This window comes from Mesorhizobium sp. M1050 (assembly GCF_040318715.1).
Taxonomy (GTDB): Bacteria; Pseudomonadota; Alphaproteobacteria; order Rhizobiales; family Rhizobiaceae; genus Mesorhizobium.
On sequence record NZ_JAMYMV010000063.1, the window covers coordinates 22,174 to 34,514 of the forward strand.

The 12,341-nt window shown below is 61.9% G+C and carries 14 protein-coding genes and 2 pseudogenes; 5 read left to right on the forward strand and 11 right to left on the reverse strand.

Going from position 1 to position 12,341, the window contains the following annotated elements:
- Nucleotides 1-32: 32 nt before the first annotated feature.
- The 6 genes and pseudogenes from blaOXA to NKH57_RS26500 form a co-directional block, all read right to left on the reverse strand.
- Nucleotides 33-860, reverse strand: coding sequence for a class D beta-lactamase (gene blaOXA / locus NKH57_RS26475; RefSeq protein WP_352948695.1), 828 nt, complete (start codon nt 858-860; stop codon nt 33-35).
- A gap of 146 nt (nt 861-1,006) precedes the next feature.
- On the reverse strand, nt 1,007-1,381 hold the full coding sequence (gene yidD, locus NKH57_RS26480; protein WP_352948698.1) for a membrane protein insertion efficiency factor YidD: 375 nt from the start codon (nt 1,379-1,381) through the stop codon (nt 1,007-1,009).
- Nucleotides 1,382-1,480: 99 nt separating this feature from the next.
- Nucleotides 1,481-1,594: pseudogene (locus tag NKH57_RS26485) on the reverse strand (integrase); the annotation flags it as partial.
- Between the two features lie 34 nt (nt 1,595-1,628).
- Nucleotides 1,629-1,983, reverse strand: a pseudogene (locus NKH57_RS26490) (ISAs1 family transposase); the annotation flags it as partial.
- A 220-nt stretch (nt 1,984-2,203) separates the two neighbouring features.
- On the reverse strand, nt 2,204-3,733 hold the full coding sequence (locus NKH57_RS26495) for a putative bifunctional diguanylate cyclase/phosphodiesterase (protein ID WP_352827746.1): 1,530 nt from the start codon (nt 3,731-3,733) through the stop codon (nt 2,204-2,206).
- Complete coding sequence (locus tag NKH57_RS26500; RefSeq protein WP_023757560.1) at nt 3,734-4,288, reverse strand: heme NO-binding domain-containing protein; 555 nt, start codon at nt 4,286-4,288, stop codon at nt 3,734-3,736.
- A 263-nt stretch (nt 4,289-4,551) separates the two neighbouring features.
- On the opposite strand from NKH57_RS26500, the gene NKH57_RS26505 reads away from it, so the two are divergent.
- Nucleotides 4,552-4,854: a hypothetical protein gene (locus tag NKH57_RS26505; RefSeq protein WP_352827750.1), complete on the forward strand. Its 303-nt coding sequence runs from the start codon at nt 4,552-4,554 to the stop codon at nt 4,852-4,854.
- 200 nt (nt 4,855-5,054) lie between these two features.
- Nucleotides 5,055-5,168: a hypothetical protein gene (locus NKH57_RS26510; protein WP_198032176.1), complete on the forward strand. Its 114-nt coding sequence runs from the start codon at nt 5,055-5,057 to the stop codon at nt 5,166-5,168.
- Between the two features lie 506 nt (nt 5,169-5,674).
- Here NKH57_RS26510 and NKH57_RS26515 read toward each other — a convergent pair.
- Nucleotides 5,675-6,121 carry an iron-sulfur cluster assembly scaffold protein gene (locus NKH57_RS26515; protein WP_352948702.1) on the reverse strand — a complete coding sequence of 149 codons (447 nt, stop codon included), beginning with the start codon at nt 6,119-6,121 and terminating at the stop codon, nt 5,675-5,677.
- Between the two features lie 239 nt (nt 6,122-6,360).
- Between NKH57_RS26515 and folE the strand changes: the two genes are divergently transcribed.
- The 3 genes from folE to NKH57_RS26530 all read left to right on the forward strand — a co-directional run bounded on the left by folE (nt 6,361) and on the right by NKH57_RS26530 (nt 8,544).
- Nucleotides 6,361-6,996, forward strand: coding sequence for a GTP cyclohydrolase I FolE (gene folE, locus NKH57_RS26520; protein WP_352607207.1), 636 nt, complete (start codon nt 6,361-6,363; stop codon nt 6,994-6,996).
- Between the two features lie 36 nt (nt 6,997-7,032).
- Nucleotides 7,033-7,494, forward strand: a complete 462-nt coding sequence (gene hisI / locus NKH57_RS26525) for a phosphoribosyl-AMP cyclohydrolase (protein ID WP_352726827.1) — start codon at nt 7,033-7,035, stop codon at nt 7,492-7,494.
- Nucleotides 7,495-7,578: 84 nt separating this feature from the next.
- A complete protein-coding gene (locus NKH57_RS26530; protein WP_023757566.1) occupies nt 7,579-8,544 on the forward strand; it encodes a patatin family protein in 966 nt (321 codons plus the stop codon).
- Nucleotides 8,545-8,550: 6 nt separating this feature from the next.
- Here the strand turns inward: NKH57_RS26530 and recJ are convergent, their stop codons facing one another.
- The 4 genes from recJ to NKH57_RS26550 all read right to left on the reverse strand — a co-directional run bounded on the left by recJ (nt 8,551) and on the right by NKH57_RS26550 (nt 12,180).
- Nucleotides 8,551-10,335, reverse strand: coding sequence for a single-stranded-DNA-specific exonuclease RecJ (recJ, locus tag NKH57_RS26535; RefSeq protein WP_352948706.1), 1,785 nt, complete (start codon nt 10,333-10,335; stop codon nt 8,551-8,553).
- 190 nt (nt 10,336-10,525) lie between these two features.
- Nucleotides 10,526-10,750 (reverse strand): DUF6434 domain-containing protein, encoded by a 225-nt coding sequence (locus tag NKH57_RS26540; RefSeq protein ID WP_352948708.1) that lies wholly within the window; start codon nt 10,748-10,750, stop codon nt 10,526-10,528.
- Nucleotides 10,751-10,822: 72 nt separating this feature from the next.
- A complete protein-coding gene (glpX, locus tag NKH57_RS26545) occupies nt 10,823-11,806 on the reverse strand; it encodes a class II fructose-bisphosphatase (protein WP_352948711.1) in 984 nt (327 codons plus the stop codon).
- A gap of 206 nt (nt 11,807-12,012) precedes the next feature.
- Nucleotides 12,013-12,180, reverse strand: a complete 168-nt coding sequence (locus NKH57_RS26550) for a Thivi_2564 family membrane protein (RefSeq protein WP_352607197.1) — start codon at nt 12,178-12,180, stop codon at nt 12,013-12,015.
- Between the last annotated feature and the right edge of the window lie 161 nt (nt 12,181-12,341).

Below are 12,341 nucleotides of genomic sequence, written 5' to 3' on the forward strand. Positions count from 1 at the left end.
GCCGCCGTAAAGCCCGGTTCAGGTGTAGGCGTTCATTTGATGAACTGAGGCAGATCCTTCAGGAACGCGACCCGCGTCTTGAGGCCCTTGGGCATATCGGTGCGGTTGGTGTCGACGACCAGCCGCGCAAAGACGATCTGGCGGCCGTCCTTGTTCGCCCAGCCGACGAACCAGCCGAGCGAGCGCTTTTCTTGGACCTTGTCGGCATCGTTAGCCAGCTTGGTGCTGCCGGTCTTGCCTCGCACCGTCCAGCCTCCTGCCTGGAAGGTCGGGATGATGGCTGATGTCATGTCATACGCTTTGGCCGAGACCGGCAGCTTGCGGGCTAGAAACCTGCGCAGGAAATCGACCTGCTCGACTGGCGTGATCTTCAGGGAAGAATTCACCCAGGACCGGGTCAGGCCATCATTCTTGCCGGGATTGCCGGAAACATCGGCATTGCCGTAGTCGAATTTCGAGACATAGCCGGCAAAGCTTTGCGGCCCAAGCTGGCGGGTGATTTCGCGCGAATACCAGAGGATCGAATCCTTTTCCCAGATTATCGGATCGACGGTCTTCTGGTCCCGCTTCAAGGCCTTGAACTCCGGCTTGTAGTCCCAGCTCGGCGTGTGCTCGTCGCTCAAGATTCCGCTGTCATAGCCGATCAGTGACAGCGGCACCTTGAACGTCGACGCCGGGCTGAACCGCTGATCGCAAACCCCATTCTGGTAGAGCGTCTTGCCGCTCGCCGCATCGGCGATCAACGTGCATTGGACGTCCTTCAGCGGCGCCGATTGCGCGCGCATCGGAAATCCCAGCAGCCAGGCGAGCAGAAACAGGACACCGGCAAAGATGAAGGGAAGACGGTCGATGTTACGCATTTGATGCTCGCTCCAGAGGGGGTTCGCGAGCGGCTTAGCGAGGTCTCTTGTCTCGATTTTGTCTCAAATGCGCAGTCTCTGTGCAGCCTGGCGTTAACCCTACCGGATCGTAAACTCGCAATACGGCCGAGATTTCGCTGGCGCCGTCACCCCTGCTCTTCGCCCGGCTTGCTGCCGATCCGCCAGTAGCGCCAGGGCGTGAACCAGACATAGCGCTTAGCCAGGGTTTCCGGCACGCGGTCGATGCCATGCGTGCCGAATGGGCCGCAACGCAGCACCCGAAAAAAGCCCATCCAGCCGCCGGCCCACAAGCCATGGCGGGCGATCGCCTCGTGCGCGTATTCGGAACAGGTCGGCAAATGCCGGCAGGAATTGCCGACAAAGCCGGACAGTGTCAGTTGGTAAATGCGCACGAGCGTCGTGCCTAGGACACGGCCGGGCGTCTTGCGCCACGGGCCGGGCCAGTTGCGCCCACGCCTTGGCGGTCCGGCGCTATGCACATGTCCATGCTGGTCGCCCACTGCGGTCTCCGTATCGCGCTCCCACGCGATAGATGTGGGCTTCGTCAGGAGAACGCAATCCCACTCCTTGTGCGCCTCCCGCCGTCACGGACGGTGTGTGGCGCCATAAGCGACCGACAGCGCGGCCTGGTGCTTGAGGCAGGTGGTGGCGTTGAGCAGCCGGGCAACCTCGTCGCGGCTCAGGACCACCGGCAGCTTGCGCGGATGCGCCAGGGGTGGTTCGGCGGCAGCGGCAGAGCATCACGGGCAGTTCACCGGGAAAGCGACGCTGGCCCTTGCGCCAGCCGGCCTCGTGGCTGACGGTGACGATGCGCTCCTCGATGCGGCCATGGACCTTGTCGAGATCGACGGCGCTGTCGAGGCAATCGGCGGGAGCGTCGTCGAAATAGTGCTCGATCTCGGCTCTGAGTGTGAGTTGGTTGGCCTTGACGGCCAACAGATAGTCGCCCCCCTTGATCGCGGATGGCTTGGGCGATCGTGGCATTGGTGGCGATGGCGTCGATCGAGACCAGCGCGCCTTTCAAGCCCTCATTTGCTCCCAGCCGCTGCAAGAGCACGGGAATGGCCGTCGTTTCGCTGCTCTTGTCGGGGACCGCTTCCCTCCTGCGGTTCCAAACTGGGGTGCGAGGTGTAACGCCGCACTCGGTAACAGCGCGGGGGATATGAACCAGCTGGGAGGCCCTTCATCGTCGTTGGCACGGTCTGGCCGCGCGGACCCCACCCGATGAAGGCGTTGAAATATCTCGTCGTGGTGCTGTGGGACGCATTCGTGGTCGCGCCACTCCTGTGGGCGCCGCCTCAGGGACGCAAGAAAACGTCATCCTATCTTTGGGTGGCATGCATCGGATTCGCACCGGCCTCAAGATATTGCGTGATTTTCCTCAAGGGCATCGGCCTGCCAAACAAATATCCCTGTTGGACGAAACAGCCGCAGCTGGTCAGCCGGAGCGCCTGGCTTTCGGTTTCAATGCCTTCTGCGATGATATGCAGGTCCAGGGCCTGTGCGAGTTGAACGATCGCTTTGACCACCGCTTCGGCCTGCCCGTCGGAGCTGATGTCCCTGGCAAACGAGCGATCGATCTTGATAACGTCCAACGGCAATCGCCTGATGTATGAAAGGCTTGAATAGCCCGCTCCGAAATCGTCGAGGGCAATTCGGATGCCGAGCGCGCGAAAGTGTGAAAGCCGCTCCTCAGCCTGTTCGAAATCAATGAGCAGCCGGCTTTCCGTGATTTCAAGCTGAAGCGCCGAGGGCGGAAAGCGATGACGAGCCAACGTCGCGGCGATCTGCTCGACCACCGAGGGCGAACGCAAGTGGCGCGTCGATAGATTGATCGACACATAGTTGAGACGACCTTCGCGGATGAGCGGATACATCTCCTGGCAGCAGCGGTCGATCATCGCAAGGCCGAGTTCGATGATCAACGAACTTTCCTCGGCCAGCGGGATGAACAGCCCGGGAAGAATGAGCCCGCGCTCGGCATGCTGCCATCGTGCAAGCGCCTCCACCCCGACGATCCTGTTGCTCTGGGTGGAGATAATCGGCTGATACCAGGGCTCGATCTCTCGCGCCGCCACGGCGCTGCGCAATTCTGCTTCCAATCCCTGGAGGTGCTCAAGCTCTGCCGCCATCGTTTCGTCAAATTCCGTCCATGTCGAGCGCCCCGCCGACTTGGAGCGGTACAGAGCTATATCGGCGAAGCGCTGCAGCGTTGGCGAATCCGTGGCATTGCCGGGGAAGCTTGCAAAACCGACCGAGCAACTGACGATCAACTGCAGGCGGCCACAAGCGATAGGCCTGCTCATGGCCTCCATGACCTTCGCCGCGATCTCGCGGGCACGTTCGCTGTGAATTGGCGTCACGCAGATAACACCGAACTCATCACCACCCAGCCGGCCTGCCACCTCCTGCTCCTTGCAAATTGCCCGCAACCGGTCGGCAACCGCCAGCAGCACCGCGTCTCCTACGGCATGGCCGTAATTGTCGTTGATTTCCTTGAACCGGTCGAGATCTACAAACAGAAGTTGTACACAGCCACCTTGAACATGGGCCGCATTGATGGCCGCGTCCAGATCGCGAGCGAAACTGCCCCGATTGGCGAGCGTGGTCAGAGGATCGCGCTCCGCAAGGAACAGGGCCTGCTGACGGGAGACCTCCAACTCGTGAGTGCGATCGAGGACGCGCATTTCGAGATCGTTGGCCAGCACAGTCAGGTGGCTGTTGGCGTTGTAGAGCTCAAGCGACTTCGCCTCGAGCAGCCATTCGGCCGCTTCACGTGCTCGCCGTTCGCGTTGGAGACGCCGTTCGAGACGCGCAACGCGATCCTCGGAATGGCTGGCTTCCGAGAGCATTTAAGCTATCGCACCTGTCTTCTGGATCGAAAAACGAACGAATTTCTCGCCGCCGTTTTCGTGGGAGCTTCGCTCTATTCGCACAGTCTCACCGTAGATCTGAGCCGCTCCAAGAATGAGGCCGGAGGCAAGCGCCTCGAAGGGACGGCTGCTGCGATAATCAAGGTTCATTGCCCCATGACCGACGCGCTCGGCCCGAAATTCCGGCAGCTCGGCATCGGGGTAGAGCTTACGCACCTCCACGTGGATATGCCTATCGATACTTTCGAGGAAATCAAAGAGGGTGGCTGCCGTCTTGAAGAAGTCGGGGAACGAAGCCTTGAAACGCCCGATCAAATGCTGGCCGAATAAACCCAGCAACTCGTCTGGCGGCGTGTGGCTTTGCGCGGCCAATGTGGTGACGAGAGATTGCATCTCCTTGTGGTCATAAGTTCCCACCGCGGTGTAGGCGCCACCGCTCGGCAGATCGGAAGCCTCTATGAGGTCATCCACCGCATCAGCCCCATAGGTCTGTTCCACGAAGCCCAGCAGTTCGGTGAATACCATACCCTTCATGTTGCCCTCACTCGCCTATTGGACCGGCCCCAGTTCTGAGCCTAAACCGCAGCATAGAATGTATAGTTAAGGGTATAATTAAGAATGAAAAAAATCGGTCACATAAGTTGCCTCTCCGTACGCCGTCGACGTTGCAGGCAATGCTGGCGGCCCACTCCCTCGACAAGGAGGCGCGCCCTAGAGGAGCGGCCAGAATACCGGCAAACTCCGCGACGGCGTGGATATTGGATCGCTGGCGCCGTCGACAGACGCGGATCCGTCGGTTGGCGCAGTCTGTTCGGCGGCGCCGGTGGCACATCCGCCTGGCCGGTAGCATCGCGGTGCTGCGCGCGCGTCATTTGGAAACCTTGAAACCGGGCCGCTACCGGTTTGGTATCCGGGCCAACGAACTCTCCTTGGCGGCAACGGGGACGACCGGCCGCGTGACTTTCTCCGAGGTCTCAGGCTCCGAGACCTTCCTCTATTTCGATGCGCCTTTCGGGTCGGCGGTGATCCAAGTCGAGGGTGTGCACAGCGTAACTCTCGGTGACGACATTGCAGTCGCGATCAACCCCGATCGCTTCTAATGCTTCGCCGCCGACAGCGACGGCGTCCTGATGGCCGCGCCGGAGCCGTCCATGGGAGGGCAATCCTGATGGCCCGTCTACCTCGATGGCCTCGACCACCGCTATGGCGCTGCCCCCTATGCACTTGAGAAGTCGGACATTCTGTTCGAGGACGGCAAGACTACGCGTTGCTCGGTCCGTCCGGCTGTGGCAAGGCCACGATGCTGAACATCATGTCGGGATTGCTGTTCCCGTCGGACGGACGTGTCGTGCTTGGCGACCGGGATGTCACGCGCGTCAGGACGGCTGACCGTAACATCGCGCAGGTGTTCTAGTTCCCGGTAATCTACCCATCGAAAACTGTGTTCGGAAACCTGGCCTTTCCACTTGAAACGCCACCTGGTTTGCTTGGCATGACGCCAAAAGAATATCGCTAAGTGAAGCCTGCCTTCCGACTTTCCGATAGTGGCGCCAAACTACGCCGCGACACGGATGCTAGCGGTCTCGGCCGCAAGGCTGGACCTGTTGAGAAGGCGCCCGCGAAGCGGAAGGCGAAGGCTTAACGCCCCTCCACATGACGGAGCGTCAAGACTCAGATACCGCTTGGCGAAGCGGGCGGCGATGATTCAACAGCCCGCAGTTGTCTTTTTCATCTGGATAAGGGCGGCGCCCTTCGCGTCGACTGTCGCCTGACCAGCCGCCGAGGACTGTGCGCTGCCGGTCTGCTGGCCGGGGGCACAATCTTTTACCGTATTCGGTTTCGATGTGCCGCCCGTTATGGTGGGGTCAAGCTTCATTCCGCCGGCCGCACCATAATTCGTTCCTCGTCGGTTATCGGCCCTCAGGCTGCCTCTTCGGCGCGCTTCTTCTCGATCTGGCCGATCGCATCGACCACAGCGTCGAAAGTCAGCATGGTCGAGGCATGCCGCGCCTTGTAGTCGCGCACCGGCTCCAGATATTTCAGATCCGCGAAGCGGCCGTCAGGCGGCGCGCCATTTTCCTTCAGCATCTTCAGCATGGCCTCACGCACCGCGCGCAGTTCTTCGGCGTTCGCGCCGACGACATGCTGCGCCATGATCGAGGACGATGCCTGGCCGAGCGCGCAGGCCTTCACGTCATGTGCGAAATCCGTGACCACGCCGTCTTGCATCTTGAGGTCGACGGTGACGGTCGAGCCGCACAGCTTGGAATGCGCCTTGGCGGTCGCGTCGGGATGTTCAAGGCGACCGATGCGGGCGATGTTTCCGGCAAAACCGAGAATTTTCGCATTATAGACGTCGTTTATCATTATTTTCCAATCCGTCGCCGCCAAGCGAACAGCGATTGCCGCTGCCGTGTCTTCCTTTCGCTCGTCATGACCTTATATAATGCTGGCAGTCCGGTATCGACAAGACAACGAAAGTCAGTGTCCTAGCCGGAAAGTTCACGCCACTTGCGGGGCTGGAAACGGGGCGAGTTTCCGACACCGAAAGGTCGTGGTCCGTTCAACTCGTTCCTCCGCCGAGAGGGACTACGGGAGACGCCTTTATGGATGCCGTTATTAAGAAACTCATGCCCCAGTCGGCCTATATGGAGAAGCCGGTTACCGACCGGCCGAGCGAAGCCGAAGTCGAGGCCGCCGTGCGCACGCTTTTGCGTTGGACCGGCGACAATCCGGACCGCGAAGGGCTGGTCGACACGCCAAAGCGGGTGGCCAAGGCCTTTCGCGAAATGTTCGGTGGCTACGACATGTGCCCGGCCGAGGAACTCGGCCGCACCTTCGAAGAGGTCGCCGGTTACGACGACCTGGTCATCGTCAAGGACATAACTTTCCATTCGCATTGCGAGCACCACATGGTGCCGATCATCGGCAAAGCGCATGTCGGCTATCTGCCGGATGGCAAGGTCGTCGGCCTGTCCAAGATCGCACGCGTGGTCGATATCTTCGCCCATCGCCTGCAGACCCAGGAGGCCCTGACGGCGCAGATCGCCGGCGTCATCCAGGATGTGCTCAATCCGCGCGGCGTCGCCGTGATGATCGAGGCAGAGCACATGTGCATGGCTATGCGCGGCATCCGCAAGCAAGGTTCGACCACCCTGACCTCGACCTTCACTGGTGTCTTCAAGGACACGCCCGAGGAGCAGGTTCGTTTCGTCACCATGGTGCGCGGCGGCGGGGTCTAAATGGCCCTCGCCGGCCACTAACAACAAGGACCGGCGATGTCGGCACTGGAATTTCCGAAAGCTCCGTCAGACAAGAAGGCGTTGGAGGAAGGCGCGGTGTTTTCACCGCGCTTCGATGCAGCCGGCCTGGTCACCGTCGTCGTCACCGATGCCGCAGACGGCATGCTGTTGATGGTGGCTCACATGAATGCGCAGGCGCTGGCACTGACGCTGGAGAGCGGCATCGCTCACTACTGGTCGCGCTCGCGCAATGGGCTGTGGAAAAAGGGCGAAACATCAGGCAATTTCCAGCAGGTTGTCGACGTGCTCACGGATTGTGACCAGGACGCCATATGGTTGCGCGTCAAAGTGTTGGGCCACGACGCAACTTGTCACACCGGCCGGCGTTCATGCTTTTATCGGACGGTGAGGCTTGTCGATGGCAAGGGGACGCTTGCCGACGACGGCAACAAGCCGCTGTTCGATGCGGAAAACACATATCGGAAACCACCAGTTTGAACCTTCTGCCTGACACCAGCGACACAAATTCATGATTTCGATACGGCCCGCCTGTATATTAGCCCCGGGACAAGGGAGATCTTGATGCTCGAGTGGGCGTCATTGCGTAACAGACCAGATGTCAGGGAGGCCAACGGCCTGTCCTCCTCCGGCGGCGCATCGGAAACAGCAAGTCAAACCGGCATTTCGCTCGCCTTGGGCGGTGGTTGCGCCCGCGGCTGGGCGCATATCGGCGTGCTGCGTGCGCTTGACGAAGCCGGCATCGAAGTCTCGATGATCGCCGGCACCTCGATTGGCGCGCTGGTCGGCGGTTGCTATCTCGCCGGCAAACTGGACGAACTCGAAGAATTCGCCCGCAGCCTGACCAAGCGACGTATCTTCGGCCTGCTCGATCTCAACCTGCGCGGCAGCGGCCTTTTCGGTGGCATGAAGCTCGACGCCCGGCTGCGCGAGCACATGGCCGGCATTCGTTTCGAGGACCTGGCCAGGCCATTCGTCGCCGTCACATCCGAAATCCGCACGGGGCATGAAATCTGGCTTTCAAGTGGCTCGCTGATCACCGCCATGCGCGCCTCGTATGCGCTGCCCGGCGTGTTCGAGCCCGTGAATTGCAACGGCCGCGTGCTCGTCGATGGCGCGTTGGTCAACCCGGTTCCGGTTTCGGTCTGCCGCGCCTATGAGCAGCCGCTCGTCGTGGCGGTCAACCTTCACTACGATCTGTTCGGTCGCGCCGCCGTCATCAAGCATAGTGCCGGCGAACTGGTCGTAGAAAAGGACGCGCCCAAGCCCGGCCAGGTCGACACCGAGCGCCAGTCGCACCAGACGCGGCTCGGCATCACCGGCGTCATGGTCGAGGCTTTCAACATCATCCAGGACCGGATTTCGCGCGCCAGGCTTGCCGGCGATCCGCCAGACATGTCGCTGCAGCCGAAGCTCAGCCATATCGGCCTGACCGAATTCCACCGCGCCGACGAGGCGATCAGCCTCGGCTATCAGGCGACGATGGCGCAGATCGGCGAACTGACCCGGCTGCAAACGGTTCTCGCCTGATCGACGTCATGCCCGCGCCGCATCGGTGATGCGAAACTGTACGGTGCGGTTGCCGTTCCAGTGATTGCCCGACAACGAACCGGCGACGTGGATTGTCTTGCCGCGGTTCTTGAACAGGAATTCGCCGAGTGCGGTATCGACGGCGCGAAAGGCGATCGCCTGGATGCGGCCGCCGCTTTCCGATTGTAGCTCGACGCGGATGTGGTTGGTGCCGACCGGCCGCGCATCGGCCAGTCGGTGACGCGGCAGCACGAAGACGGGTGCCACATGCCCGGCACCGAAGGGTCCGGCCTTTTCCAGTGCGTCAAGAAGGCCGAGCGTCGCGCCTTCGGCGGCAAGCGCACCGTCGATCGCCAGGCTTTCCTCGCCCTGCAGGCGGAACACGTCGGCGGCCGCCCGCTCTTCGAAAAACGCCCTGAGTTCGCCGAGCTTCGCCCGCTCCACTGTGATACCCGCCGCCATGCCGTGGCCGCCGCCCTTGACGATCAGCCCGGCATCGGCCGCCTCGCGCACCAGCCGGCCGAGGTCGAAGCCCGACACCGAGCGGCCCGAGCCGGTGCCGGTGCCATTGGCGTTGAAGGCAATGGCGAAGGCAGGCCGCCGCGCATGATCCTTCAATCGCGAGGCCAGCAGGCCGACAATGCCAGGATGCCAGTTGTTGCTGGCGGTGACGACGATGGCGGGGCCATTGCCGCCGGCAAGCTCGGCATCGGCTTCGGCGCGCGCCGCCGCGAGCATCTCCTGCTCCATCAGCTGCCGTTCCTGGTTGAGCCGGTCGAGCGTCTCGGCAATGGTGCGCGCCTCGACCGGGTCGTCGGTCGCAAGCAGGCGGCTGCCGAGCGCGGCATCGCCGATGCGTCCGCCGGCATTGATGCGCGGGCCGATCAGATAAGCCAGATGGAAGGTGCTGACCGGCTCGCCGATACGCGAGACCCGTGCGAGCGCCGCCAGCCCTTCGTTCTTCTGCTGGCGCGCCATCTGCAGTCCCTTGACCACGAAGGCGCGGTTGACGCCGGTCAGCGGCACCACGTCGCAGACGGTGGCAAGGGCGACGAGATCGAGCAGCGAAAGCAGGTCGGGCGGCGTGGCATCGGCCATCCGGCCACGCAGGATCCTGGCCGTCTGCACAAGGGCGAGGAAGACCACGCCGGCGGCACAGAGATGACCCTGCCCGGAAAGGTCGTCGTCCCGGTTGGGATTGACGACGGCAATTGCCGCCGGCAAGGCACCACCGACCTGGTGATGGTCGAGCACCACGACATCGGCGCCGGCCTCGTTGGCGGCGTCGATGGAAACGGCACTGTTGGTGCCGCAATCGACGGTGACGATCAGTGTCGCGCCACGCGAGACCAATTCACGCATGGCGTCTGGATTGGGACCATAGCCCTCGAAAATGCGATCCGGAATGTAGATTTCCGAAGGCACCGAGAAATGCGCGAGGAACCGCTTCAGCAAGGCCGACGAAGCGGCGCCGTCGACATCATAGTCGCCGAAGATCGCCACCTTTTCCCTGGCCATCACTGCGGCGGCGATGCGGGCCGCCGCCCTGTCCATATCGGTCAGCGAAGCCGGATCCGGCAGAAGATCGCGGATCGTCGGGTCGAGAAACCGCTCGGTCTGCTCGGCGGTGACGCCGCGCCCGGCAAGCACCCGCGCGACGATGTCGGGCACCCCATACCCTTGCGCGATGGCAAGCGCGATCATGTCCTGGCGCTCGGTCAGCCGGTGTTCCCAGGAAACCCCTGATACCGACTGCCTGACATCGAGGAAGAGGCGTTTTTCGCCGGTCATACGTTTTGCCAACTCATGGGTTGGCCGCACGATAATGCATGTCGCCCAAAAGTATGCAGCGGTTTTGGGACGACGACCTGCATAAACAACAACCTAAAGCGCGTCGCGTGAACGCAACGCGCTTTAGGCCAGAGGCTGGCAAAGCCAAGCGGTTCGCGATGATGCGCCGTCCCGGGAGATTTCAAGAAAACTACGCTTTCCGCTTTTCAGCCTGGCGCCGCAGCCATTCGTCGGCCGCATCGCCCATCGTCTTTTCCGCACCGTCCTTGAGCCAGGCCATGAAAGGCCGGTCGAACCTGAACGCATCGCCGCATTCCCGGATGAGAAAGCGGCGCACGTTCTGGGTATTGCGATAGGACTTCGTGATGGCGGTGGCGCGCGAAATCGGATCCGCGTGCCAGTCGAACGGGTTCATCGTCAAATCCTTGCGGCCAGCATGGGTGCGCCCGAATGGCTAACAATTGCAAGGTGGCTGCGCAAGCGGGCGTCAGAACTTGTCCAGGTCCTGATGGCGGGCCTTGATCTCGCGCACCGTCCGCGACGACGAGCGCAGCACGATCGTGTGAGTGGTGATATAGTTGTGGCCGAACTTGACGCCTGCCAGCATGTTGCCGTCGGTGACGCCGGTGGCCGCGAACAACACGTCGCCGCGCGCCATGTCTTCGGCTCGATAGACCCGCTTCGGATTGGAAATACCCATCTTTGCCGCGCGTGCGACCTTTTCCGGCGTGTCGAGGATCAGCCGGCCCTGCATCTGGCCACCGGTGCAACGCAGCGCGGCCGCGGTCAGCACGCCCTCGGGTGCGCCGCCAGTGCCGAGATAGATGTCGATGCCGGTTTCCTCGGGATCGGTGGTGTGGATGACGCCGGCGACATCGCCGTCGCCGATCAGCCGGATCGCAGCACCCGTGGCGCGCACGTCGTCGATCAGCTTGGCATGACGCGGCCGGTCGAGGATACAGGCCGTGATGTCCGACACGGCGACGCCCTTGGCCCGGGCGAGATTGGCGATGTTTTCCGCCGGCGAGGCATCGATGTCGATGATCCCGTCGGCGTAGCCCGGACCGATAGCGATCTTTTCCATGTAGACGTCGGGCGCGAACAGCAGGCTACCCTTCTCGGCGATGGCGATAACCGCGAGCGCATTGGGCAGGTTCTTGGCGCAGATCGTCGTGCCTTCCAGCGGATCGAGCGCGATATCGACGGCCGGACCTTTCCCGGTGCCGACCTCCTCGCCGATATAGAGCATCGGCGCCTCATCCCGTTCGCCCTCGCCGATCACCACCGTACCCTTGATGGCAAGCCGGTTGAGCTCCTGGCGCATGGCATCCACGGCGACCTGGTCAGCCGCCATTTCGTCGCCGCGCCCGCGTAGCTTGGCGGCGGCGACTGCTGCCCGTTCGGTGACGCGCACCAGCTCCATGGTGAGTATCCGGTCGAGACCGGCGACGATGTTCTGGGCCACATTCATCTGGTGATTTCCTCGTTGGCAATACAGCCTCCCGCCGGAGGCGGGCCTGTTTTGTCAAACGAGCATGACAACGGCAAGACCTGCCAATAGTTTTGTCCGAAAGGATAGCAATATCAATCGATTAAACTGCAATCTGAAACGACATCCGCGCGCTCGCTGCGGACCGCACCGACCTTCAAAAGGTGAAAAATCGCGCCGTTCTCGGCCTAAAACACTGCGAGATATTTGAGCAGCGAAATGATGCCGATTATGGTGACGATGATCCGGACGATCTGCCGCGTCCTGCCATCCAATGGCAAGCGCTGGACAAGATAGAGAACCAGGATGATCACCAGAAAGGTGATCAGGATGCCGATCAAGGCAGACGAAGCCATGGTACCCTCCTCCAAAAGACGTGCTGAAACAGGGAAATAAGCCGGAAAAGCCGGCCCTGGGGCGCGGCCCCAACGGGGGCGTCAGCAGGCGGGCTGCTCCGGGGAGTAGCTCTCCGGGGGTCTGTCTTAAGGGATCACACACACCCGCCGGCGCCCACGAC